The sequence below is a fragment of the Pseudoalteromonas sp. P80D2 genome, assembly GCF_036680945.1.
Taxonomy (GTDB): domain Bacteria; phylum Pseudomonadota; class Gammaproteobacteria; order Enterobacterales; family Alteromonadaceae; genus Pseudoalteromonas; species Pseudoalteromonas shioyasakiensis.
Genome location: NZ_JAZDAR010000047.1, coordinates 179,946 through 205,522, shown reverse-complemented (window position 1 = coordinate 205,522; position 25,577 = coordinate 179,946). Strand labels below are relative to the sequence as shown.

23 protein-coding genes are annotated in these 25,577 nt (G+C 40.9%); 7 read left to right on the top strand and 16 right to left on the bottom strand.

Going from position 1 to position 25,577, the window contains the following annotated elements:
* Positions 1–12 precede the first annotated feature (12 nt).
* The 11 genes from fliM to VRK28_RS12875 form a co-directional block, all read right to left on the bottom strand.
* Positions 13–1,104, bottom strand: a complete 1,092-nt coding sequence (gene fliM, locus VRK28_RS12925) for a flagellar motor switch protein FliM (RefSeq protein WP_054553268.1) — start codon at positions 1,102–1,104, stop codon at positions 13–15.
* Between the two features lie 9 nt (positions 1,105–1,113).
* Positions 1,114–1,635 (bottom strand): flagellar basal body-associated protein FliL, encoded by a 522-nt coding sequence (gene fliL, locus VRK28_RS12920; RefSeq protein ID WP_054562177.1) that lies wholly within the window; start codon positions 1,633–1,635, stop codon positions 1,114–1,116.
* A gap of 72 nt (positions 1,636–1,707) precedes the next feature.
* The gene (locus VRK28_RS12915) at positions 1,708–4,146 is read right to left on the bottom strand and encodes a flagellar hook-length control protein FliK (protein ID WP_062566807.1); all 2,439 of its coding nucleotides are present in this window, start codon (positions 4,144–4,146) and stop codon (positions 1,708–1,710) included.
* 100 nt (positions 4,147–4,246) lie between these two features.
* Positions 4,247–4,702, bottom strand: coding sequence for a flagellar export protein FliJ (fliJ, locus tag VRK28_RS12910; protein WP_062566806.1), 456 nt, complete (start codon positions 4,700–4,702; stop codon positions 4,247–4,249).
* Positions 4,702–6,036 carry a flagellar protein export ATPase FliI gene (gene fliI, locus VRK28_RS12905; protein ID WP_062566805.1) on the bottom strand — a complete coding sequence of 445 codons (1,335 nt, stop codon included), beginning with the start codon at positions 6,034–6,036 and terminating at the stop codon, positions 4,702–4,704. Before fliI ends, fliJ begins: the two co-directional genes overlap by 1 nt.
* A gap of 17 nt (positions 6,037–6,053) precedes the next feature.
* Positions 6,054–6,872 (bottom strand): flagellar assembly protein FliH, encoded by an 819-nt coding sequence (gene fliH / locus VRK28_RS12900; RefSeq protein ID WP_062566804.1) that lies wholly within the window; start codon positions 6,870–6,872, stop codon positions 6,054–6,056.
* A gap of 3 nt (positions 6,873–6,875) precedes the next feature.
* On the bottom strand, positions 6,876–7,916 hold the full coding sequence (gene fliG / locus VRK28_RS12895) for a flagellar motor switch protein FliG (protein ID WP_054553274.1): 1,041 nt from the start codon (positions 7,914–7,916) through the stop codon (positions 6,876–6,878).
* Positions 7,909–9,624, bottom strand: coding sequence for a flagellar basal-body MS-ring/collar protein FliF (gene fliF / locus VRK28_RS12890; protein ID WP_054562182.1), 1,716 nt, complete (start codon positions 9,622–9,624; stop codon positions 7,909–7,911). Before fliF ends, fliG begins: the two co-directional genes overlap by 8 nt.
* 20 nt (positions 9,625–9,644) lie before the next feature.
* Positions 9,645–9,977 (bottom strand): flagellar hook-basal body complex protein FliE, encoded by a 333-nt coding sequence (fliE, locus tag VRK28_RS12885; RefSeq protein WP_054562183.1) that lies wholly within the window; start codon positions 9,975–9,977, stop codon positions 9,645–9,647.
* A 170-nt stretch (positions 9,978–10,147) separates the two neighbouring features.
* Positions 10,148–11,551 carry a sigma-54-dependent transcriptional regulator gene (locus VRK28_RS12880; protein WP_062566803.1) on the bottom strand — a complete coding sequence of 468 codons (1,404 nt, stop codon included), beginning with the start codon at positions 11,549–11,551 and terminating at the stop codon, positions 10,148–10,150.
* The gene (locus tag VRK28_RS12875; RefSeq protein WP_062566802.1) at positions 11,548–12,660 is read right to left on the bottom strand and encodes a sensor histidine kinase; all 1,113 of its coding nucleotides are present in this window, start codon (positions 12,658–12,660) and stop codon (positions 11,548–11,550) included. The genes VRK28_RS12880 and VRK28_RS12875 overlap by 4 nt, the downstream gene beginning before the upstream one ends.
* A gap of 127 nt (positions 12,661–12,787) precedes the next feature.
* Between VRK28_RS12875 and VRK28_RS12870 the strand changes: the two genes are divergently transcribed.
* Positions 12,788–13,375 (top strand): DNA-3-methyladenine glycosylase I, encoded by a 588-nt coding sequence (locus VRK28_RS12870; RefSeq protein ID WP_062566801.1) that lies wholly within the window; start codon positions 12,788–12,790, stop codon positions 13,373–13,375.
* 33 nt (positions 13,376–13,408) lie between these two features.
* Here the strand turns inward: VRK28_RS12870 and VRK28_RS12865 are convergent, their stop codons facing one another.
* Positions 13,409–14,848 (bottom strand): sigma-54 dependent transcriptional regulator, encoded by a 1,440-nt coding sequence (locus VRK28_RS12865; protein WP_062566800.1) that lies wholly within the window; start codon positions 14,846–14,848, stop codon positions 13,409–13,411.
* 142 nt (positions 14,849–14,990) lie between these two features.
* A complete protein-coding gene (locus VRK28_RS12860) occupies positions 14,991–15,776 on the bottom strand; it encodes a flagellin N-terminal helical domain-containing protein (RefSeq protein WP_062566799.1) in 786 nt (261 codons plus the stop codon).
* 193 nt (positions 15,777–15,969) lie between these two features.
* Between VRK28_RS12860 and pseB the strand changes: the two genes are divergently transcribed.
* The 6 genes from pseB (at position 15,970) to VRK28_RS12830 (ending at position 22,224) form a co-directional block, all read left to right on the top strand.
* Positions 15,970–16,971 carry a UDP-N-acetylglucosamine 4,6-dehydratase (inverting) gene (pseB, locus tag VRK28_RS12855; protein WP_062566976.1) on the top strand — a complete coding sequence of 334 codons (1,002 nt, stop codon included), beginning with the start codon at positions 15,970–15,972 and terminating at the stop codon, positions 16,969–16,971.
* 8 nt (positions 16,972–16,979) lie between these two features.
* Positions 16,980–18,143, top strand: coding sequence for a UDP-4-amino-4,6-dideoxy-N-acetyl-beta-L-altrosamine transaminase (gene pseC / locus VRK28_RS12850; RefSeq protein WP_062566798.1), 1,164 nt, complete (start codon positions 16,980–16,982; stop codon positions 18,141–18,143).
* Positions 18,140–19,024, top strand: coding sequence for an aldo/keto reductase (locus tag VRK28_RS12845; protein WP_062566797.1), 885 nt, complete (start codon positions 18,140–18,142; stop codon positions 19,022–19,024). The genes pseC and VRK28_RS12845 overlap by 4 nt, the downstream gene beginning before the upstream one ends.
* A gap of 60 nt (positions 19,025–19,084) precedes the next feature.
* On the top strand, positions 19,085–20,224 hold the full coding sequence (locus tag VRK28_RS12840; RefSeq protein ID WP_062566796.1) for a Gfo/Idh/MocA family protein: 1,140 nt from the start codon (positions 19,085–19,087) through the stop codon (positions 20,222–20,224).
* 52 nt (positions 20,225–20,276) lie between these two features.
* A complete protein-coding gene (locus tag VRK28_RS12835) occupies positions 20,277–21,308 on the top strand; it encodes a radical SAM/SPASM domain-containing protein (RefSeq protein ID WP_062566795.1) in 1,032 nt (343 codons plus the stop codon).
* A 91-nt stretch (positions 21,309–21,399) separates the two neighbouring features.
* The gene (locus VRK28_RS12830; RefSeq protein WP_062566794.1) at positions 21,400–22,224 is read left to right on the top strand and encodes a hypothetical protein; all 825 of its coding nucleotides are present in this window, start codon (positions 21,400–21,402) and stop codon (positions 22,222–22,224) included.
* A 38-nt stretch (positions 22,225–22,262) separates the two neighbouring features.
* Here the strand turns inward: VRK28_RS12830 and VRK28_RS12825 are convergent, their stop codons facing one another.
* The 3 genes from VRK28_RS12825 to VRK28_RS12815 are packed head-to-tail and all read right to left on the bottom strand — an operon-like array spanning position 22,263 to position 25,573.
* Positions 22,263–23,768: a class I adenylate-forming enzyme family protein gene (locus VRK28_RS12825; RefSeq protein ID WP_062566793.1), complete on the bottom strand. Its 1,506-nt coding sequence runs from the start codon at positions 23,766–23,768 to the stop codon at positions 22,263–22,265.
* A gap of 4 nt (positions 23,769–23,772) precedes the next feature.
* Positions 23,773–25,335 carry a UDP-2,4-diacetamido-2,4,6-trideoxy-beta-L-altropyranose hydrolase gene (gene pseG / locus VRK28_RS12820; RefSeq protein ID WP_332394025.1) on the bottom strand — a complete coding sequence of 521 codons (1,563 nt, stop codon included), beginning with the start codon at positions 25,333–25,335 and terminating at the stop codon, positions 23,773–23,775.
* Entirely contained in the window at positions 25,322–25,573 is a 252-nt protein-coding gene (locus tag VRK28_RS12815) for a phosphopantetheine-binding protein (protein WP_229677543.1), read from the bottom strand. Before VRK28_RS12815 ends, pseG begins: the two co-directional genes overlap by 14 nt.
* Between the last annotated feature and the right edge of the window lie 4 nt (positions 25,574–25,577).

Genomic DNA, 25,577 nt, shown 5'->3' with positions numbered 1-25,577 from the left:
CTTATAAATCGACTACCAGTCTAAATCTACACCTTCAGATAGATGTAGATCTTCTTCTAGTTCTGCTAATTCTGCATCTGAATCCAGTTTTTTGCCACCTTTTGTGAACACATGTAGTTCTGACTTAACTGATTCAGGGCGTTTAATTTTTTCGCTAATTTGTAGTGCCACATTGTCACGAGAGCGGCCCATTTTCGCTCTGAAGGTCGGCAATTCTTCTACAAATACGGTGATATGTTCTGGCATTTCAACAGGGATAATATCGCCAGCTTTAAGCTCCATAATCTGTTGTAGCGTTAGATCAACCTCAAGCAATTGAGTCGATAAATCGACCTCAACATCCATGATCTCATCACGTAATGCTTTACTCCAACGTAAGTCAGTGTCTTCGGTGTCTGATTGCACACCGGCATCGAGTAATTCACGGATTGGCTCAAGCATCGAATAAGGTAATGCAATATGGAAATCACCGCCACCACCATCTAGCTCAATATGGAAAGAGCTAATAACAACCACTTCAGTTGGACTTACGATGTTAGCCATCGCTGGGTTAACTTCTGAGTCAAGGTACTCAAAAGACACATCCATTACCGGCGCCCATGCTTCTTTATAATCTTCGAAGATGATTTTAAGCAGCATTTGAACAATACGGCGTTCTGTTGGGGTAAATTCACGGCCTTCTATTTTTGCATGATAGCGGCCATCACCACCAAAAAAGTTATCCACTAAAATGAATACTAATCGGGCTTCCATGGTAATTAGGCCGGTGCCCTTCAACGGACGAAAACGTACCATGTTCAAACTAGTTGGCACGAATAAGGTATGAATATATTCGCCAAATTTAATCATTTGTACGCCGTTAATCGACACCTCAGCGGTGCGGCGCATCATGTTAAATAGGCTAATTCGCATATGACGGGCAAAACGTTCATTCACGATCTCCAAGGTCGGCATACGACCCCGAACAATACGATCTTGTGATGAAAAGTCATACTGTAAGGTATTACTGTCTAAGTCATCACCTTCGTGAATATCTTCCTCTTCGACTTCATCAACGCCATGTAAGAGCGCATCAATTTCGTCTTGAGATAATAAATCGCTCACGCTGACCCCTTATTGCATCACAAAGCCGGTAAATAATACCCGCTCTATCACTTTGCTACCTTCAACATCACTTAATGCTGATTGTACTTTTTCAAGTGCAGCAACACGTACTGACTCTTTACCTTCACTGGTACCTAATTCATCTGCGGTCGTTGTTGAAAGAACGCCAAGTAAGGTACTTTCGATAAGTGGAATATGCTTTTTGGCAGTTTCTTCGTTCACTTCACCGCGAACAAGTAGCTGAACTTTTATTTGTACAATACGGTCGCGACTAGCACCGGGTACATTAAATACAAATGGGCGTGGCATTGCGACATACAGTGCCGAACCAATCTGTGCAGAGCTAGATGGTGCAGCCGCCTCTGTCACTGTGGTTTCATCTGCTAGGCTTTCTTCAGGGGCATCATCGCCCATAAATAAAAAGTAACCCGCAGCAGCACCAGCAATCAACACTACAGCAGCAATGATGATAATCAGCTTCTTTTTGCCTTTACCCGTATCTTCTATTTCTAAATTTGCTTCTTCGGCCATTGTCACTTCCCTCAAAGTTACAGCAAGCTGTTTATCGCGCTGTAACTATTTTATTTCTTATAATAGCAGGACTTATGCATAGTAATCTATTGATGATGAAGATTGTTGTCGAGAAGTTTCTGTGCTTTGTGCTGTTACTTCTTGCTGCTGCTCCTCAGCTTGTTGATTTCCAGCAAGCTGCCCTTGCCCAGACTGCTCTTGTTGTTGCTCAGGGTTACCCTGCTGAATACTACTTTCACCAAGCTCAATACCCTGCTGTGCAAGCATTTCTCGTAAGCGTGGCATTGATTGCTCTAAAGCTTCTTTAGCCTGCTGATTTTGAACAACAAAATTAATTTGAGCTTGCTCCGCATCGCTACGTATACGAATTTGCATACTGCCCATTTCTGGCGGATCTAAGCGAATTTCAGCTTCTTTATTATTAATATTTAGTAACGCGCTAACTCGCTCTTGAAGCATCTTTGCAGCATCACTTTTTATGATATTAATCGCTTGCATTACACCAGGGTCAACATTCACCGATTTAGATTGAGTCTGAGTTTGAGCAGTTGTTTGTGTATGCATTGTTTGTACTTCTAGTGCTTGCTCATATTGCTGATGAGCCATCTCATAGGCACCTGGTTGTGTTGTTGCATTTGCTTGAGTCGTTAGCTGGGTAAATAATTGAGCTACACGCACAGTAACAGTTTCCTGTGTACGTTCTGTATTAATTTTTGTATCAAGCTCTGTGGTTACTTCTTCACTAGCAACTACTTTTGTCACATCGGCTGTAATTTGCGCGGTATTATTTTGTTTCGCTTTATTATTTTCAACATTAACTGTTGCTGCGGTTACTGGCATCGCAGTACTGGCTGTTGCAGGGGCATTTATAGCCTCTGTCAGCACAGTTTGAGCTGCAGCTAATTTTTCGTACTGAGCAGTGCCCGGCGTTAACGTTTGCAGCTGAGTGTTCACTTTGTTTAACAATGCTTGCTGCTCATCCTTAGTCAGCGCCGTGATTTGCTTTTCTACACCTGTAGGTAATTTGTTATCGAGAGCCTTATTGTCAGCTAATTTAGCATCTTGTTTTGCCTGGCTTTCTTCAGCAATGTCTTGCTCTACAGCAAGTTGTGATACAGGACTCTGTGCAGTTTGCGTTGTAGGCTTACTACTGTTCACATCAGTCAATAGCGACTTGATTGTTGCCACCTCATCAGCACCGAGCTTATTATCAGCTTTAAGTTGATTTATTTGTTGCTCAAGTTGCTTTTGTTGATCAGAGGTTAGCGATACACCTTTAGCGAACTCACTTACAGCCTGTCCATCGCCACTTTGTACTTTGGCCAGCAAGCTAACGATTGACTTATCTGTTACTGGTTTATCTAAAACTGGTTTTTCTGTTACGGCTTGATCAATTTTGGCAGCTGCGTCAGCTGGTTTATCTGCCACTTTTGCCGTGCCAGCTTCAATGTTTTTAGCAATGCTTTGCTCAGCACTGAAATTTGCTGCTGTTTTGTCAGTGTAGCTTTGTGTTTGTTTTGAATTAACTTCAGCTGTTTTTGTATCTACTTGAGCATCGCTATTTAAATCTGCAACCACCTTATTTAAAACAGTTTTACTTGCCTCATTTACGCCAAGTTCTTTGCCATCAGATGTTTTTGTAGCGCCTGAATTCACAGCCTGTTTCTGAGCGCTATTTAACAGAGCGTCTACATCAACGGTGGTCTCTTTACTGTCAGTTGTTTGTGTTGCACTGGCAAAGTTAGCTACCTGAGGTTTTGTATCCGGCGTATTAACAGCTGAAACACCCTGCTTTTCTTTGTCTGTTAATGGACCATCAACAATCGGAGTCACGCTATCTTTTGGTGGTAAATCGCCAATCGCTTTTAGCTGGCTATCTACCGCTGTCGCAACTTTAGACTTATGTAATAAGCTTGCTATTGAATTGTCGCCTTCAGCGTCGGCTTTTGAATCATCGGTTTGTGCAACGTCTGTCATCGGTGAAGGTATAACAGGTGTAATGGTATCGATTGGGGTTGGTTTTTTATCAACAACTACAGGACTAAAATCATTATTTTCAATCAATTTATTAACACGCGTACTCATAGCTTGAGCCGCATTAATTTGCGAAAGCAGTGAGTTTTCTTCATCTTCTACAAGAGCAAGTTCATCGCTTTGCTCTTTAGTTACAGCTTCATTACGAATATCTGGACTTGTTTTAGATTGCTGCTGTGTAGACGTGGTAGCAGTTGCAACTTTAGCATCAGCAGTTGTGTTTTCGTCGCCTAATTTGGCATCTGATTTAGACTCTTCAGAAATACTGACAGCTTTAGTTTCATCAACAGAATGAGTATCTGCATCACTTTTTGTTTGAGGGGTGGTATTTGCTTGCGCGTTTGCCGCTTCACTTGCTTCTGTAAGTGAAGTTAAAAAACTTAAGCCCGATGCTTTGTCGCTAGACTCTGAGTCTTTGCCTGAAAAACCAGTACCTTGCTCAGTTTTAACCTGCAAATTGATATCACTGATCGCCATAATTCACCTAAAACTAAAGAGGCAATTTGCCGCCGCAAGTGCCAAAATTAATGCTACTGGTTAGGTAAATGCAATTAACATGCCTAAAAAAGATAGTATTTTAGAGAAGTGCGTTTTTAAGTTGACGTTGATAAAACTGATTTGAAGCGAATTCATCCAGCATTTTTTGCTCCGCTTTAGCCACTTGCATTGCTTGTTTTTCAGCTTGCTTTTCGATTAATTTCGCTACTGCTTTTGCTTTCACTTGTTGTTTTAACCACAATGCTTTGCGCTGCGTAACAACTTGTTTTGCAGTATTTACTGTGCTGGCTTGCTGGCGTATTGCTTCTTCAATTTTTGCGATAAAGGCATGATATTGACTAAACCCAGCACTAGACAAACCAGAGCGACCTTTCAAATGCAGCTGCTGAGAATACTCCATGCGAAAGTTATTCAGCCCTTGCAGTTTTTGTTGATTGCTTTGTAAGTGCTGCTGGGCTTTTAAATAATCCATGCGTAAAGATTCTTCTTTATCACTCTCAAGCTTTAACAATAAATCAAGTTTACTTTGAGCCATTAACCTTGTCCTAATAACTGCGCAAGACCTTGCAGACCATCATCATAACTGATCACATCTTTCATGCCTTGCTGAAGGAATTGATTCACACGTGGCATCATATTAATTGCTTGGTCAAGCATAGGGTCGGTGCCTTTTTGGTACGCACCTAGTGTGATCATATCTTTGTTCTGTTGGTACATTGAATACACTTGTTTTAGCACTCGAGCTTGTTGCATATGCGCTTCAGATACAACTTGTGGCATAACACGAGAAATCGATTTTTCGATATCAATAGCCGGATAATGACCACTGTCAGCTAAATCTCGAGATAAAACAATGTGGCCATCTAATATAGCGCGAGCAGAGTCAGCAATTGGATCTTGCATATCATCCCCTTCACTAAGCACAGTGAAAAACGCGGTGATTGAACCTTGCCCTTCACCACCATTACCGGCACGTTCCACCAGCGCAGGCAGTTTAGCAAATACTGAAGGCGGATACCCCTTAGTCGCAGGAGGCTCGCCAACTGCTAGGGCAATTTCACGTTGCGCCATGGCATAACGGGTAACGGAGTCAAGTAATAACAATACGTTAAGACCTTGATCGCGAAAGTATTCCGCAATGGTCACTGCACTTTCACAGCCTTTTAAACGCATTAATGGTGAAGCATCCGCAGGAGCTGCAACCACCACTGAGCGCTTACGCCCTTCAACACCTAAAATTTCTTCAATGAACTCTTTTACCTCACGACCACGTTCACCCACAAGACCTACCACAATTACATCTGCTTCAGAGCCGCGAGTCATCATACCCAGTAACACTGATTTACCGACACCAGAGCCTGCAAACAGACCCATACGCTGGCCTTGACCTACGGTAATAACGGAGTTGATGGCTCGAACACCTACATCCATAGGCTGACTAATTGGTCGTCTTGCAAGAGGGTTAATTGAGTTTTGCGCAAACTTTAAGTGATGCTCAGCATTAATGGCACCTAAGCCATCAAGTGGCCGACCAAGGCCATCCACTACACGGCCAAGTAAACTCATGCCGACAGGCAACCCAGTTTCATTTAGCTTTGGGATAACTCGTGCACCAGGCAGTACGCCAGAGATGTGATCATTTGGCATCAAGTAAAGTGTTTGGTCATTAAAACCAACGACTTCAGCATCAACAAAGCCGTTAATGGTTTCAATTTTACATTGACTGCCAACAGGTGCTCTAAGCCCTTTTGCTTCTAGCGTTAAACCAACGACACGCGTCAGAATACCGGCAACAGCTGGTTTTGGGGCCTTGATATTTTTTTCATAGCGCTGTAAGCGTTCGCTTAGAGTCATTGATTGAACACTCATAATGAGCCTAAAAAGTATTAGATACCACTGCTATGCAAAAAGTTTTCCAACGTTTCTTTGACGCGGGTTTTTATTGTCATGTCGAGGGATGATTGCGGGGTTTTAATTTCGCAGCCACCACGTTCTAAAGTCGGCTCTGCAACTAACTGCCAGTGGTTATCTGCGATAGTTTGTTCGCCATAACTTTCGGTAATTAAAGCAATATCATCAGGATGTAAGTGAATACGTACTTTCGCTTGTTCTTCACCTAACGCATCAATAGCTTGCTTCAAAGCATGTAAAATGACTTCTGGTGAGGTTTTAATTTCTTGGTAAACTAAAACTTCAGTTAACATTACAGCTAACTGCACTAACTGCTTTTCGGCACTTTCATCGACTTTACATAATGGTTGAGAAAGGCTATCAAGTAAGCTTCTTAAGTTGGTCAGCTGCTCTTCTAAAATTGGCTTTATTTCTTCTTGGCCTTGCTCCTTACCAAGCTCAACACCTTCTTTAAAGCCAGCTTCTTTTCCCTCATGTGCGCCTTTTTCAAAACCATCTATATAGCCTTGCTCATGGCCTTGCTTTAATCCTTCTTCGTAGGCATCTTGACGGATTTTTTCAAGCTCAGCCATTGTTAGCGACGGAATTTCAGGCTCTTCTGGCTGCTCTTCGGCCTGCTGCTTTTGCTGCTCTTTACGATATAAGTCAGCTAAAGGCGTGCCATATGCCGTTGAACGTCCGGCGAGTTTTGTTGTATCTTGCGTCACTTCAGGAATTGGCCAGTTTTCCAATAATTCATCGGCAGCCTCACTGGCATGCACTGGGCGTCCTGTATGAAATGAAGACTTACTCATGGCTTACAGGAACTCCTCACCACCACCGCCACCAAGCATAATTTCGCCTGAGTCAGCTAAACGACGTGCCGTAGAAAGAATTTCTTTCTGTGCCGCTTCTACTTCACTAATACGAACAGGGCCCATTGCCTCAAGATCATCAGCGAGTAATTCAGCAGCACGTTTTGACATATTACCCAAAATCTTCTCTTTTAATGCTTCGTCAGTACCTTTAATTGCTTTCATTAATACATCTTGCTGTACTTCACGAAGGATCGCTTGAATACCACGGTCTTCAACATCCATTAAGTTCTCAAAGACAAACATAAGGTCTTGGATTTGCTGTGACATCTCTTCATCGTGTTCACGGATTGAATCCATTAACTGACCTTCAACATTGGTATCTAGGTAGTTCATGATATCAGCAGCCGCTTTCAAGCCACCCATTTTCGCAGCTTGCGCACCAGCTTGACCTGCGAACTGTTTCTCCATGATTTCATTCAACTCTTGCAATGCTGCTGGTTGAACTTCTTCAAGGTTTGCAATACGCATAGTTAAATCTAAGCGCACTTTTTCTGGGAATTGCGACAAGATTTCCGCTGATTGCTCTGGCTCTAAATACGATAAAACAATGGTTTGAATTTGCGGGTGCTCGTTGCGAATAATATTCGCCACTTGCTTTGAATCCATCCACTTCAATGAATCAAGACCTTTCGCCCCTGAGCCCATAACAATTTGGTCAATAAGGCTGGCTGCCTTGTCTTCACCAAGCGCTGCTGTAAGGGCTTTTTTGATAAAGTCTTCAGACTGGAAGCCAATGGTACTGAAGCTCTGAATTTGCTCAATAAACAAATTATGGACTGCGCTAATTTTCGCTTGCGATAAATCATCTAGCGCAGCCATTGCCATACCCACTTTTTGCACTTGCTTTGGCTCTAAGTGCTTAAGGATTTGCGCAGCATCTTCTTCTGATAAGCTCAGCAATAAAATTGCCGCCTTATCCACACCGTCTAATTTATCAACATCAAACGCCGGTGGTAGTTGTTTTTGTTCTTGATCAGTCATCTTCTGTTAACCACGCTTTCACTACTTGAGAAGACAGTTCTGGTTCATTTGCAACCAATGCACGAACTGCTTTGAGTAAATCTTCATCGCCATGTAAGTCTGGCAGCTGTAGTGTACCATCACTTGAGAATCCTACAGCAGCAGAGTCAAAGTCTTTATTTAGCATATCTAGCGTGCTATCACCAATATCTACACCTGCACTTAATGCATCTTCATCATATTCTTCTAGTGTATCGTCTGGGTAAATTAGACGTTTCAGCATAGGTCTTACTACAAAGACAATCAGTACGATGATAACCAGTGCACCTAATGCTAAGCGTAGCATCTTCATGAACCAATCTTGCTCCCAAAGTGGAACTTCAATCGCTTCACCAGCATCTTCACGAACAAATGGCACTGTGACAACCTCAAGTGCATCACCACGCTGCATATCAAAACCAACACCGCCTTGTAATAAACGACGAATATTTGACAATGCTTCTACAGAGCGAGGAACCATGGTTGTTTCACCATTTTCACCCACCTGCGGTACATAATCAACGGCAACTGAAACACTGATGCGACGGATAACACCGGTTTGCTGACGCTTATGCGAAATAGTTGTATCAAGCTCATAGTTACGTGTTGCTTCTTTATGCGAACGACTTGGGTTCGTTGCTGAGCCTGCTCCACCTTGGCCTGCAATTTCTGGAATATTAGAGTTAACTGGCGGCTGATTCGTTAGCGCACCAGGAATGCCCACTGCAAGACCACCGATGTTGTTTTCTTCGAACGTGGTTTCACTGCGCACTGCTGGTAAGTCTGGGTTATAACGTTTTTGTGTTTCTTCGACTGCACTAAAGTCCATATTTAAATCGACTTGCGCGGTATAGTTACCTAAGCCTACAACTGGAATAAGGATGCTATCGATTTTATTTAAGTACTCTTCTTCACGCTTACGTTCAATTTCATACTCTTTACGAGAGCGAGCAGCAAGTGAGTTTTGTGAACCTGAATTAAGTAAGCGACCATTTTGATCGGTAACAGTAACACGCTCTGGCGATAAACCTTGGACTGCTGAGGCAACAATATCAACTACTGAGTCAACTTCTTCACCGTCAAGTGTACGACCGCGTTTTAAAGTAAGCACTACCGTCGCTGAAGGTTGTTTTTCACGACGAGCAAATACGTTTTCTTTTGGAATAGCTAAAAGTACTTTGGCGCGAGTAACATTTTTTAGCTCTTCGATGGTACGTGCAAGCTGTTGCTCACGACCATGTTTTAAACGTTCACGTTCAAGGCGTTGGCTAACACCAAACCCCATGTCTTGCATGATGATGTCAGTACCTGAGCTTGGCGCTTGCTCTAGACCTTCACGAGCCATCAATAATTTAATGTTTTGGTATTCACCTTCTTCAACAGAGATGACGTTACCATCAAGTTCATAATCAATCTTTTGAGCGTCTAAAAAGTCCAGCGTTTGAATAAGCTCTTCCGTTGGCATTTTGCCAAGCGGACGCATATCTGGTTGACGAGCCCAAATAATAATAAAAATTGCGATAGCCAAACAGATTGCCAAAGCGATCACTAAAGTAACCTGGCGTAAAACATCTACACCGTTTAAGGCACTTAGGTAGCCTGACTTTTGCTCTTGTTGATCATCAGTATCGGTTGAGTCGATACCGCCGCCTGCTAAGGCTAGATCAGTTGATTGATTAGATTGCGCCACAATAATTCTCCACTACCTAGTTACACAGGCATGTTCATGATTTCTTTATAAGCTTCAACAAGTTTATTTCGAACTTGCACCGTAGCTTCAAACGCGACTGATGATTTTTGCGAAGCAATCATTACGTCAGCTAAAGAAACACTGCGATCGCCCATTTCCATTGCTGTTACTTTTTGCTTAGCATCTTGTTGTAAGCCATTCACTGTATCAAGTGCATTGGTAAGTAAATCACCAAACTGTGCCGACGATGTTGGCTGAGTTTGTGTTGGTAAATTATTAATTGAGTTACTACGGCCTACTTCTGAAGCCATAGCTTGCATTTCTTGAAATAATGCGCTGTTTTGAACTTTCATAATACTCTCTGACAATGCAGTTTACTTATACACTGATAAAGCACAAACCGTGCCACAAAATAAACCATTTAAATTCAATGGCTTGAATCATTAATTTTGCATGTCAGAGTTTTGACAGCAAACAAGCTCACAAAAATGTGAGCTTGTTTGAGCAACTTTTTGGAAGGAGTTTATGCAGGTAAGGCTATACCCAAGTCTCGCATTTGCGCCAGTTTATAACGTAACGTGCGCGGACTAATACCTAAGGTTTCTGCAACCTCTTTGCGTTTACCATTACAGCGCGCTAAGGTTTCTAAAATAATACGATGCTCTTTGTCTTTCAGCTCGTCTTTGTAATTACCTTGCTCACTCACTTGTGGCACGGTATCTAAATTAACTTCAACAGGCTGTTCTTGATATGCCGGTGCGTTGTGTGGCGGCGTAGCGACTGGCTTGATATCAACCGTAAGCAACTCTTCAATAAAGACATCATCTTGATGAATACTATTCCCATCGCATAATATCAACGCCCGTTGAATAACGTTATCAAGCTCTCGTACATTACCTGGCCAAGCATGCGATAGCAGCTTTTGTTTCGCACCCTCACTTAGTTGAGCGATAGGCTCTTTACTTTTCAGACAATGACGCTCAATTAAATGCTCAGCCAATACAATAATGTCGCCAGGACGCTCTGCTAATGGTTTCCACATTAGCGGGAATACATTTAAGCGATAATATAAATCTTCTCTAAATAGGTTTTCGCTCACCGCTTCTTTCAAATCTCGGTTACTTGTAGCAAGTACGCGAACATCAAGCTCTATGGTTTTACGACCGCCTAAGCGCTCTACTTCGCGCTCTTGAAGTACACGCAGTAATTTAGCTTGCAAGCCTAAATCCATCTCAGTGATTTCATCAAGTAAGATGGTACCACCTTGAGCTTGCTCAAATTTACCCGGACAGGCTTGAATAGCGCCGGTAAACGCCCCTTTTTCGTAACCGAATAAGGTTGCTTCAAGCATGTTTTCAGGAATAGCAGCGCAGTTAATAGCCACAAAGGGGGCATCGCTACGATTTGATTTATCGTGGATAAAACGAGCCAAGACTTCTTTACCCGAGCCACTTGGGCCGAGTACCATTACACTGGCATCTGAGCGGGCAACTTTGCTCGCGAGCTCTAATAGCTTAATACTTGACGGATCGGCAACAATTGGGCCATCGGTTTCTTTTTCCTTTTCAGGCAAATAACGACTCACCATATTAAGGAGCACTTCTGGAGCAAACGGCTTTGCCATGTAATCAATCGCGCCTAAACGCATTGCTTCTACAGCATCATCAATAGTGGCATAGGCCGTCATCATTAAGACCGGCAGCTCAGGATAATTAAGTTTAATGCTACGTAGTAGGTCAAGGCCGCTCATAGCGCCCATTTGCACATCACTAACAACCAATGAATAGCTATTTTGCTTAAGCAAGATCATCGCTTGTTCGGCGCTATCTGCAGCAACGCAATCAATACCCGACATTTCAAGGGTATCGATCAGTGCTTCTCGTAAGCCTGCGTCGTCTTCAACGACTAAAATAGAGTTAGTATTCATTTTGCCTCCGCTGACATTGGTTCTGCACTAATTGGCAAGATCAAACTAAAACATGCTCCCCCATGAGCATTATTAGTCACTTCAACCCGTCCTTGGTGCGCATTGGCGACTGAACTTACAACTGCAAGTCCAAGCCCCGTGCCTTGGCTTTTGGTAGTGTAAAAAGGTTCGAATAATTTGTTGGCATGACGTAAATCAACACCTGGGCCATTATCACTGACACTTATACGAACACAGTTTTCGCTAGTTTCGTCACGTTCGGCACTCAGGGTTACCACAGCCTCAGAGCCAATAATTTGAATACTATTGTGGATCAGGTTTTGAATAGCACTCGCCAGAGCAGTTTTATTACCCATAATTTCAATATCTGGCTCAGGCAAGTTCACGCTAAGTTCACTGTTATTTTGTGCAACCATAGCATCAGCACCGGCTTTTACTTCATTAAGTAACTGTTGCATTGAAACGCTTTCGACAACTTGTTGCTCACCACTTTTGGCAAATAACAGCATATCGTTCACTTGGGTTTCTAAGTCTTTTAAACGCGACATTAGCTTCGTATGAAAGTTGCCACGCGAGCTTTCAGGCAATCGCTTTGAGCCTAAATTTGCGGCATACAGCATGGCCGCTGATAACGGTGTTCTGACCTGATGAGCAAGCGAAGCAACCATTTTGCCAAGCGCACTTAAGCGCTGCATATGTGCAACTCGCTTTTGTAAGCGTCTGGTTTCAGTTAAATCTGTCATTAAAATTAACTGTCCTGGCTCTGGAGCAAGCGCAGTAATATCAAGCTTAATTAAACGGCCATCCTTAAGTGATACTTCATGTCCATCGTCTTGCTGTGGTCGAAATGAGCGTTGAATTACGCTAAACCACTTTTCACCTTCGAGGGGTTCACCTAGCATATCAATGGCAATTTGATTGGCTTTTGCGATCATGCCTCGGCCATCTAAAACCACCACACCCGCAGGCATGGTATCAACCAAATGACCTAACCAACTGGCTTGTAGGCGCAGCTCACTCAATTCACCAACATACTCTTCTTGTTGTAAGCATGGGTTATATTGTTTGGCTGTGATAAATTGTGGTTTTAGGACATTTGCTAAGGCCATAATCGATACTCAAAAAATCGTGTCTACCAAGCTAAATGCACAATCCGTACCAAATTTATTTTTGTTTTATTTCAATAAATTAAAGACCAAATAACACTGACAAAAAAATGACAATCGCGAGGGAATAATGCAAAAAGAACACCATTGCCGTTGCCCATGGCTCGATACCAGCAAAGAAGATTATGTGGCCTATCACGACCAAGAATGGGGGGTGCCATTGTATGATGATCACCGCTTATTTGAATTTATAACCTTAGAGTCAGCACAAGCGGGACTGAGTTGGTATACCATACTTAAAAAGCGTGATGGCTATCGCAGTGCCTTTAAAAACTTTGTTGTCGAAGAGGTTGCCAAAATGACCGAAGACGACGTCGAAAGGTTAATGCAGTTTGAAGGTATTATTCGTAATCGCGCTAAAATCGCAGCCACTATCAATAATGCGCAACGTTTTATTGAGATTCAAAAAGAGTTTGGTAGTTTCTCAAATTACCAATGGCAGTTTGTTGGTGGCAAGCCATTGGTAAACAACCTTGATAAATTAGAGGATTACCCTGCTATTACTGAAGCCTCAACAGCATTCGCCAAAGATTTAAAAAAGCGCGGCTTTAAGTTTTTAGGCCCGACGACGGTGTATGCCCACATGCAGGCCTGTGGCATGGTAAATGACCATAGCAATGATTGCTTTAGAAAAGCTGAGATAATTAGTGAATATTAAAAAGATAAAACCGAGGAAGACACCTAACGCAGCTTAGTCACGCGTTAGGTTGTATTTCTTCATTTTTTCGACCAGTGTGGTGCGCCTAACACCTAAAATTTCGGCAGCACGTGCAACAACGTAATCATAGCGCTCTAATGCTTGGCTGATTAAGCTAATTTCTAGCTCAGCAAGATACTCTTTCAGCTCAATTCCTTCATCTGGTAGTAAACCTGAGTCAACCGTTGTTGCTGGTACATCAGGTTCTTCATCATCATAATCACTAAAGCCAGTACTGAAAATATCGTTGAAAGCATCTCGCTCCATCAACTCTTCTGGGTACTCAGGCTCATAAGCCTCAACTTCAATATAACGATATTTAGCTGGAAGGTCTGGCACATCAACTACTTTATCAGGGAACATGATTACCATGCGCTCAACTAAGTTAGCAAGCTCACGAATATTCCCCGGCCACGCATGCTCTTTTAAGCTTTGAATCGCACGCTCAGTAAATTTGGCCGTTGTGCCACTTTGCTCGTTCACACGACGCATTAGCTCTTTTAAAAGTAGAGGAATGTCGTCGGCACGCTCACTAAGCGAAGGGTTTTCAATTGGAAATACGTTTAAACGATAGAAAAGGTCTTCACGGAAGTCGCCCTGTTCAATCATTTCTTCAAGATTGCGATGGGTTGCAGCAATAATTCGTACATCAGCTTGAATAGGCTTAGTACCCCCTACTCGCTCATAGCTACGCTCTTGCAACACACGTAGTAGTTTAACCTGCATTTGCAAAGGCATATCACCAATTTCATCTAGAAACAGCGTACCGCCTTGCGCTAATTCAAAACGCCCTTTTCGTGCAGAAATAGCGCCCGTAAAAGCACCTTTTTCGTGGCCAAATAGCTCACTTTCAAGAAGCTCGCCTGGGATAGCACCACAGTTTACCGGCACAAATGGCCCGGTATTTCGTTTAGAGAGTAAATGAACGTTACGTGCAACAACTTCTTTACCTGTGCCTGACTCACCTAAGATCAGCACATTGGCATCGGTTTTAGCTACTTGTTCAATTAAAAAGCGCACATCTTTTACGGCTTCGGTTTCACCGACTAAACCATCAAATGATTTGTTAGATTTAGCTTGTTTATGGTCACCCGGTAGCATGCGCTGATATTGCTGACAATCATGCAATAGCTGAGTAGTAACATCATGGTTAAACGGCTCACAAATTAAACCAACTACATTAGCAATGCTTAGTAACGGTTTGAGTGTTTCACCAATTAATAAAAACGGAATGGCAGGAAACTGTTTGATCACAGCCTCGTGATTTAGCTGCTGTAAAGCACCAAGAATGACCATACATTCTTGCTGTTGATGTTTTTCACAAAAAGACTGTAATGTAGTCTCATCAACTAATTGTGCAGTTTCACCAATGAAGGTAAGTGCTGCATGTAAACCTATCGCACGATTATTATTATTGTCTAAAATTAAGATCATTATTGGCGAACCACAGTTACCACGAGGTTAGTTAATTTCTAAATTGTAAGCGAGTTTAGGAGGGATGCAAGCGCTAAGCGGCAATTTATTGACATCAACGCCAAAAAATAGTCACTTAGCACTAAAATTTAATACTAAAGAATTAAAGTAAACCTAATATAGATTCGGCTGAACGATTTGCCTGACCACGTAAGGCAATCGATGCTTGCGATAAAATATCATTAGCTACTTGATCAGACACAGCTTTTGCATAGTCAGTATCTTCTATTCGGCTTTGGCTCGCAGCAATGTTCTCTCGCTGGTTGCCTAAACCTTTTATCGTACTCGCCAAGGTGTTTTGAAAAGCGCCTAGCTCAGCTCTTTGGGTGTTAATTTCCTCAGCTGCTTGGTCGCTAATATCAATCGCAGCTTGAGCTCCTGCTTGGGTTGAAATATCGATTCCTGCAATAACTGAAGCAATACTGCCATCAGATGGCGTCACTGATTGTGTGGTGTTGGCATCAGGACCAACTTGAAACGACACTTGCTCACCATCAAATAGAGGTTTACCACCGAATGTGGCATTTTCGAATGTTTCTGATATTTGCGTTTGTAATTGCGACACTTCTTCTTGAAGTGCAGCCCTATCACTGTCTGTGAGCGCACCATTACCCGCTTGAATAGACAGCTCTCGAATGCGAGAAACGGCATCATTTACACCAGATAGATTTGACTCTGTCACTTGTGAGTAAGAAATGCCGTCGTAAGCATTGTTAATTGCTTGACTGTAGCCATCTTGCTGCGATGTTAATCGATCAATAATTTGCAGTGCAGCGGCATCATCTGCCGCTGAGTTTACTTTTTTACCTGATGCTAGTTGCTCAGTAAGCTTATTACCCGTTTGCTGAGTTTGGTTTAAAAACCCGGTATTGGGTGATTGAATTTTCATGGCGGCCTCCGACAAACCGATTGCTTAAATTATAGCTTAATTTGCCAAATTTTGTACTTTGTACCATGGTTTAGATAAATTAACTTGGCATCTGACTTGCTAGTGTATTAGTTAATAGTTAAATTACTGAGAATTGTGTCAAAATTCTCACTTTGCGTATCAAACGCCAATGAAAAATAACTCGGGTAACACTATGTTCGACAATAAAACAATTTTAATTACCGGTGGTACCGGTTCATTCGGTAAAAAATACGTCAAAACGCTTCTAGAACGTTATAAACCCAAGAAGATTATTATCTTCTCACGGGACGAACTCAAACAGTTTGAAATGCAGCAAGAGTTTGACCAACCGTGTATGCGGTATTTTATTGGTGATGTACGCGATAAAGAAAGGCTTCGCCGTGCTATGCGCGGCGTGAACTATGTGATTCACGCAGCAGCATTAAAACAAGTTCCAGCCGCTGAATACAACCCAATGGAGTGCATCAAAACTAATATCAATGGCGCAGAGAATGTAATTGACGCCGCCCTTGATAATAACGTAGAAAAAGTCATTGCACTGTCGACTGATAAAGCCGCGAATCCAATCAACTTATATGGTGCGACAAAACTTGCATCAGACAAGTTATTTGTTGCTGCTAATAATATTGCTGGCGGCCATAAAACAACTTTTTCAGTAGTAAGATACGGTAACGTAGTGTGTTCGCGTGGCTCTGTTGTGCCTATTTTCCAAAAGTTTATCGACCAAGGCCGCGACCATATACCAATTACTCATGAAGAAATGACTCGCTTTTGGATTAGCCTGCAACAAGGTGTTGATTTTGTTTTAACTAACTTTGAGCGTATGTTAGGTGGCGAAATTTTCGTTCCGAAGATCCCTTCAATTCGTATTACTGATCTTGCCAAAGCAATGGCACCTGAATTACCAATTAAGGTTATAGGTATTCGACCAGGTGAAAAGTTACATGAGGTCATGTGCCCGGCCGACTTATGCTTTGAAACGTACGAATATAGCGACCACTTTGTTATCGCTCCGGGTATAAAATTCAGTAGTCGTAGCAATGATTTTACTGTGAATGCTATTGGTGAAAAAGGCAAAAAAGTTACCCAAGGTTTCGAGTATAACTCGCTTGATAACCCTGAATATATGAGTATTGAAGAAATTAAAAACTTCAATGTTCAAGCATTATTGTAAAATTTATTATGACGAATAAGGTAATTCCTTACGGCAAACAAAGTATTTCGCAAGAAGACATCAATGCCGTAATTGATGTATTAAAGTCTGACTGGTTAACACAGGGCCCTGCTGTTCCAGCATTTGAAAGTGCCATTGCAGAATATTGTGATGCTCACTATGCCTGTGCCACTAACAGTGCGACTTCAGCGTTACATATTGCTTGCCTTGCTTTAGGCGTAGGTAAAGGTGACATTGTATGGACGTCGCCAATCTCCTTTGTCGCATCGAGTAACTGCGCCCTGTATTGTGGCGCAGACATCGATTTTGTTGATATCGACCTTGAAACAGGCAATATGTCTGTTGCAGCGCTTCAAGAAAAGCTAACGTTAGCCAAACAAAGCCAGCAACTTCCTAAAGTCGTGATCCCTGTTCATTTAGCTGGTCAGTCATGCGATATGGCAGCAATCAAAGCACTTGCCAAAGAGTATGGTTTTAAGGTTATTGAAGATGCCTCGCATGCTATTGGCGCGAAGTACAAAGATAAGCCTGTTGGCAGCTGTATTTATTCAGATATTACTGTGTTTAGCTTTCATCCAGTCAAGATAATTACATCTGCTGAAGGGGGGATGGCGGTTACCAACTGTGCTGAGCTCAACAAAAAAATGAGCCGCTTGCGAAGCCATGGTATTACTAATATTCCTGAAGAAATGACCGAGCCAAGTCACGGCCCTTGGTATTATCAACAGTTAGAGCTTGGTTTTAATTATAGAATGACTGATATGCAAGCCGCTTTAGGACTGAGTCAGTTAAAGCAGCTAGACAACTTTGTATCAGTGAGAAACGACATTGCAACAACATATAACCATGCGTTTGCAAATTCAACGCTAGCTCATTTAACACAATCGGATGATTGTTACTCTAGCTACCATTTATATATTGTTCGTTTAACCCAATGTAACGTAGAAAAACACAAGTCAGTCATTACAGGTATGCGCGAGCAAGGAGTTATTGCTCACTTGCATTATATACCGATCCATTTACAGCCTTATTATCAAGCTTTAGGCTTTTCGGAAGGTGATTATCCAAATGCAGAAACTTACTACAAACAGGCTGTTACTATTCCTCTGCACCCAACTATGACAGAAGATGAGCAGCAATTAGTTATCGATACATTGATTGGTTTAGTATGAAGCTTGCTCTAGGTACAGTGCAATTTGGCTTAAATTACGGTGTCAGTAATAAGCGTGGTCAACCAAGCATTGCCAAGGCTCATGCCATTTTAGATATTGCAAAAGACGCAGGCATTACAACATTAGATACCGCGCTTGGTTACGGCGAAAGTCACAAAGTGTTGGCATCCTATCCTTCGATTAATGACAGCTTTAACATAGTTACTAAGTTACCTCCTCTACAAAAAGAGCAATTTTCTAATCAGGATGCAGATAATTACATTGCATTAATTGAGCAATGTTTTTCAGATTTTAAAACTCAAAAACTAAACGCAATCCTATTTCACGAAGCAAGCGACATTGAGAAACAAGGTGTAGCGCCCGTTTTAGCGTGTTTAAAACAACGACAATTAGAAAATCAATTAGCGAGTAAAGGAGTTTCTTTGTATTCAGGTGCTGAGATGGATAGCTTCACACAGTTGAGCGAAATAAACCTTGTGCAAATACCTTATAATGCATTTGATACCTACTTTAAAGACACTGGCGCTCTTTCATTACTAAGTAAAAACAATACTCAAGTGCACGCTAGATCTTGTTTTTTACAAGGCTTGTTATTAATGCCCATCAATGAGTTAGCTAGTTACTTTAAACCTTGGAAGCAAAATTTAGAATCATTTCATCAGTTAGCGCAGCATCTTGGTGTATCGGCACTAACACTCAGCCTTGCATATGCTTTAAAAGAAGATGAAATAGATAAAATAGTTGTCGGTGTGAACTCAGAGTCTGAGTTAGAGCAAATTTTAGAGGCCTATCAAAGCAGCATCAAAATCTCTCACGACGTGCTCAATGAAATGACTGTAAATGATCCAAGACTCACCAATCCAGCAAATTGGCAACTATAAATAGTTTAGAAAAATGATTGATTGCCGATAAATGGCTATGATCAAAAAAGGCAGATATATATGAATGACAACAATAAACAATTAAAACTTGCCTTTATTGGCGGTGGTAATAACTCAGCTGTAGGCTATGTTCACTTCGCCGCAAGTCAACTCGATAACAAGTTTGCAGTAGTTGCAGGTGCCTTTTCAAGAAATCCCGATGAAAATAGTGCAACAGCGCAGAGATGGGGAGTTTCAGAAAAGCACTTATACAACGATTGGCAAGAGCTTGTAGAGCAAGAGAAAAACCATGTTGATGCATTTGTTATACTGACACCAACACCCCATCATATTGAGGTAATAACCACGCTTCTAAAGGCGAATTTACCGATTATTTGCGAAAAAGCACTTGTTACCGGCCCTGCAGAAGTCGCTGAAATTGAAGCCTGCTACGATAAAAATAAACACTTTCTAGCTGTTACATACAACTACAGTGGCTATGCGATGGTCAGAGAGTTGAAACACCTAGTAAAGCAAGGTGCACTTGGCACTATCCAAAAAATTCACCTTGAAATGCCACAAGAAGGATTCAGAAGGCCGCCAGATATTGCAGGTAAACCATCGATGCCACAAGCATGGCGTTTAAAAGATTTTGAAGTGCCAACTATTTGCTTGGATTTAGGAGTGCATTTACACCACTTATCAACATACTTACTTGAAATGGAGCCAACGGAAACAATCGCACAATTTACTAACCATTCTCAATACCCAAATTTAATTGATGATGTAAATATGTTGCTGAACTACCCAAATAACATAAAGGGTAGTATGTGGATGTCAAAAACGGCGATAGGTCACCGCAATGGACTTCAAATCAGAATATACGGTGACAAAGGAAGCGCGCGTTGGTTCCAACTAAACCCTGATGAATTAGAGTTAAACTACAATGACGGGCGCAGAGAAATCTTAGATAGAGCCGGACAGTGTGAGTATGCTAACCAATTTAGATATAACCGAATGAAGCCAGGTCACCCAACAGGATTTGTTGAAGCTTTTTCTAATTTATATACAGATATTTACGAAGAACTTTGCTGTTACTTAGCTGGTACAGATAAAAAAAGTGACTATGTATTTGGCTTAGAGCAAGCAAAAGACGGCTTGAATTTATTTTCTGCAGCAAATAGCTCTGTAAAAGAGAAAGCGTGGGTCAAAGTTTATTGATGTCTCTTCTACACAATAAAAATATTTCAGAAAAGTTATTGAAGGAAAATGTATGCACTATTTTCAAATGGTAGGGTTCAATGGCAAGAAAAACTTAAAATTGCTTATGGGGGATACCAGTACAGGTAACTTAAAAGAAATTGATAAAAGAGTGTTATTTAAAAGACATGTTGAAGTCATTAACCTTGAGTTATCTTACGAGTGTAACCGAAAGTGTGATTATTGCCCTGTCAGTTTTTCTGATAGACAAAACTCTCAGTCTTATATGAAAGAGAACCTGATAGAAAAAGTCTGCAAAGAATTATCAGAGATCCGATACGATAACAAAATATCACTAAACCTTTATAATGAACCGCTTTTAGATAAGAAACTAGCTGATAAAATTTGTACTATTCGCAAATACCTACCAGCTGCACACATTGGGTTTAACTCAAATGGTGATTTTTTGCGATTACCTTTACTAAAGGACCTTTCTAATAGTGGGTTAAATCATATTTGCGTTACATTACACCCGTTACCTAATGTCAATCAAGATAATACAATAATTCAGCGTAGATTACTTAAGATACTGAAAAGGCTTGAATATAATTTCATTGATGATGAATTAGATATTTCTTTCATTGAATTAAACAACTCTTTCTCATGCTATGTAGAAGGTGTCAGAATATTGATTCAATGGCCAGACTGGAGAAAGGACGGTACAAATAGGGGCGGCACACTTGAGAATAACAGTGCTGAAGTAAACAAAAGAGTCTCTCCTTGCGCTAGGCCGTTTCGTGAGTTTACAATTTTTTATGACGGTAATGTTCAGCCATGTTGTGAATCATTTCACGATAACAAATTTAACTTGGAGAATGTTGGTAATATTTCTGATCAAAATCTATTTGACCTATATACTTCGAAAAAATTAAACCAGATGAGACGGTCACTATATGACTTCAGTGAGAAAACGGGTATTTGCTCTGAATGTACGGTTAGAGACTTTAGTTCATATTCTGAAGATAAGTCAAGAAAAGAGCTATTAGCTGAGATTAAAGACTTTTCTATTCCTGAAAAGATCGACTGCCAAACTAAATTTGATTAAATCTCACTTTGCTACCCTTCAGCTAGGAGTTTAGTCTATTTATGTATTTCAATATTAACAGCTTTTTAATGACTATAACCATAGGATACATATGGATATTAAAAATTTAATTGAAACTGAACTAAGCTATTTTAAGCCAATTCTAGATAGTCAATCTAAAGTTAGTGATAACAATTTAGCTATATGGAGAAACGAAACCGTCCAGCAGAGACAGGAACGGATTTCTTTAGAATGTTACGATCTATTGAAAGGCCAAGTTTCTTATGGTCCATTTAAAGGGCTCAAGTTAAATAAGGACACTTGGTGGGGTAAATTAGATCTTGGCTCAATGTTACTTGGGCTATATGAGAAAGAAATACTCGATATCATTTCTAATATCAAACAAGATGAGTATTCTAACTTCATAGATATAGGTGCTGCTGATGGCTATTATGCGTGCGGTATTCTAAATTCGAAAAAAATAAACAACGCTATATGCTTTGAGCAAAGCCAAAAGGGCCAGGAAGTAATTCATCAAAATTGGATAAATAATGGTTCTTTGGGAAGCTTAACAATCTACGGTGAGGCAAATCTACAGAGTCTTGAAAAACTATCTGAAGAAGATGTTCAAAACGCGCTAGTGTTAATAGATATCGAAGGTTTTGAGTTCGAATTACTAACTACTGAAGTCCTAGCTGTACTGAAAAATTGCACCATCATTATTGAAATACATAACTGGGCAGATGATTTTATAAATAAATATCGCACTCTGCTTATGAATGCAGCAAAACATTTTAAAATTGAACCATTGAAACCGGTTGATAGAAGTTGCTTTAATTACCCTGAACTACGCCACTTTACTGATGACAATAGAGCTCTATTAATATCAGAAAGGCGTCCATGTCTAATGAGGTTTATAAAATTAACACCTCTTTAAGTATTAGACTTTGAGGTATAGCTAAAGTTATTACAACTCTAGCTATATCTTTCTTTTACATTCTGACGAAGAATTTTGCCTAAACTACTTCTTTCAAAACTATCAATCTGCTCTAACACTCTAGGCTGTTGATAATCGGTCAATTGCTGTAAACACAGCTTCTTTAATTCTGTTTCATTTACTGACGCCGAAAGCGTCGTATAAACGACTTTTATTACCTCACCAAACTGAGAGTCTGGAATTGAAAAAGCCACGCAATCTTCAATGTCTTTATGCATTTTTATCACGGCTTCAATATCTTGAGGGTATACATTGATCCCCCCACTTGAGATCAACTCTTTTTTACGGCCGACATAATATAAATAGCCTTGCTCATCGAGGTAACCTAAATCTCCGGTTTTGAAAAAATCACCAAGATAATAAGCTTCTCGCGTTTTTTCCGGTAATTTATGATACCCGCTAAACCCGGTTGTTGTTTTACAACAAATTTCTCCAACTTCAGTTGCAGCTAATTCTTGGCCATGCTCATCGGTAATTTTCACAGTAACAAATGGTAAAGCATTGCCTACACTGCCGCTCAATTCAGGGTGTTCTGATACCGCGAAATCAGTCACAACACCAACCTCTGAAGCTCCGTAACACTCGTGTAAGCGGCAACTAAGCAAAGAAAGTAAGCTTTGTTTACTCTCTTTATCTAATACCGCCGAAGAGGATACTAGGCAGCGTAAAGAGCTCAAATCATGCCCTTCAACGCCGTTTTGAATTAAGCTTACTAATTGAGATGAAACGGCAAATAGAAAACTCACTTGGTGCTGTTCAATTGCTTGTAGCCATAGCTTCAAATTAAACTTTGGTAATACAACCGTTGTTGCACCAAGCATCAACGGCATGAGCACACCACGCTGAGCTAGCGAGTGGTACATAGGAGTCGCTACGAGAATAACGTCATCGGGCGTTAATCCGTAGTAGTTTATGGTCGCATCAAATGCTCTATTTACTTTACATGCTTGGCTCAACACTATTGGCTTAGGTTGACCGGTAGAACCAGAAGTCATGGTTAAGATGTAAGGTGCTTGCGTATCAATTGTATCAGTAAAAAAGCATTCTGCTTCAGCTTGTTGAACACAAAGCCAATTTGTTTCATTAGCAACACTTTGGCCTAATGTTATTAAATTTTCAGCTTCAATAAGATTATCTGCAAGAAGTGATTTGCTAATGGTCGGCCAAGCAATCACCTTAGCAACGGGGGTTTTCTTAAGAGCAACGGTTAGAGCAAGCCCTTTTAAGCTAACAGGTAACGGCACTGCGGCTAAACCTAATTTAGCGATTGCCAGCAATGAAACAATAAATTCAATACCGTTAGGTGCAAATATTGCGACACGTTGGCCTTGTGTAACACCTTGTTTTAAAAAATGGCTAGTAAGCTTAATAACTTGCTGATTTAATTCATCATACGTTACGCTTTGCTGTTGAAAAACAACAGCTACCTTAGTGGGGTTGTTAGCGACATGCGTAGCAAATAACTCATAAATACCTTTATCCACCTACTCACCCTTTTCCTACAAAATTAAAATCATCAATCGAAGCATTTGGAAATAAATGTTGGGTCACTGCCATTTTTTTCGCATCCCCTGCAATAGATTTAAATCCTGCTCGCTGATTAAGCAAATTTACAAACTTATTTTCTTTATTAATAACGGCTACCCACATTGCATCTGGGTATGTTTGCTCAGTCTCTTTTAGTTGCCAATCTAATACTAGTTGAGCATGAGCAAAATTAACATCGTCACTTGCAGCAAACCAACCACCAATTAAATAATTTTGCTGCTCTATTTCATACAATTGATGCCAAACGTAAAGTAACGGCTTACCTTTAACTTCCATTACATAAGAGTCGCGACGATTAGCAAACCACCAGCAATAATGATCAAGTTGATCGATATCTTTTGTGATCGTCATTCGCCAAGCATTGTTCGGTAAGTTTCTCGCTGCCAAATAGCGGTTTATGTCCTGATCAACCACTCGCCTTAACGTGATTGTGTCGGTTAAATGCTGGTGCTGGCTTTCAATTAAGTTGCTATTGCCTTGAGTAACCTGGCTAGAAGCTAGCTCTGAAGTAATTAACTTGGCAACACGACTTGCACCTTCGCCATCAATTTTTACAGCAACATTTTCACGCATTAGGTGGATGCGCTCTATATTTTGTAGCATTGCTAAAATGAGCTTTAAAACCTTTTCTGGCGGATAGTCTATTAAGTTTGCGATATGGAAATAATGCCCCAGATCATCTAATGCAGTTTGTTGATTTTCTTGGTTCTTTGCGATTGAGAAGGTTAACGCAGGGGTTTTAGTCGCGGCCAGCTCATACAAGGACGTGCCTAAAGCGCCAACAAACAAGGTGCAGCTTTTATAGTATTTGGCTAAACAACGAGGTGCTTCAATTAAATTTAATTGCGAGTTACCTAAAGCTAACTCATGTAGCTGAGTAACGGATGTAGCATTAGGGCCTATAATTAGATTAACTTTATACTCTGGCGCTGTTTCAAGAATTAATCGTATGATTTCAGTAAGCTGTTTCCAATCGCCACCACCGCCGAGAGAGAACATAAGCTCTTTATTTGAGCGCTCTGTTTGTTCGCAGTTTCGATAAGCCCTAGACAGCATCGAAAAATCAGGACCAAGTAAAAAGTTTTGTGATTCAAGTGCTGTACTTTGATAACGAGACGAAGTCTTTTCAGCATTCCATTTACTATCGATAACCAGCTCTGCTAAATGGTCTCTTTCAAGATCATCGACCGCAATAATCGATGGCACATATTTAGCCATCTCTGATTCCCATTCAATATCAAAACGATAGCTATCAACAAGTAATTTATCAATGATGAGTTGTTGCTCGTTGAAAAGCTGAACACAGTTAGCCGCATCTTCTATCTGTGTTTTTGCATAGGGTAATAAATGTATATTCCCGAGTTCTTTAGTTAAATGATCCGACAATTGTGTATCGACTAAAAAAACAACTTCTTCACCTAAACATTGCAACTCTAACGCGAGCCATTTGCAACGCATAAAGTGGCCCAAGCCACATAGTGTATCGACTCTAATTGCTATCATTTAACTTCACTAACGCAGTCGCTAAATTTCCTACTTTTGCATTTTCACTGTCTACCATTAACTCTGGAGGAACAGCAATACCATATTCGGTTTCTAAGCTCATTATAAGGCTCAGTATTTCAAATGAGTCTAGCGCCCCTGCAGCTACAAAGTCATATTCAGCAATGTCAGCATCTTCAACAAATACGCCGCGTTCTAATAAAAATTGCTGAACCGAATGGATTAAGTCTTGTTTCATATCG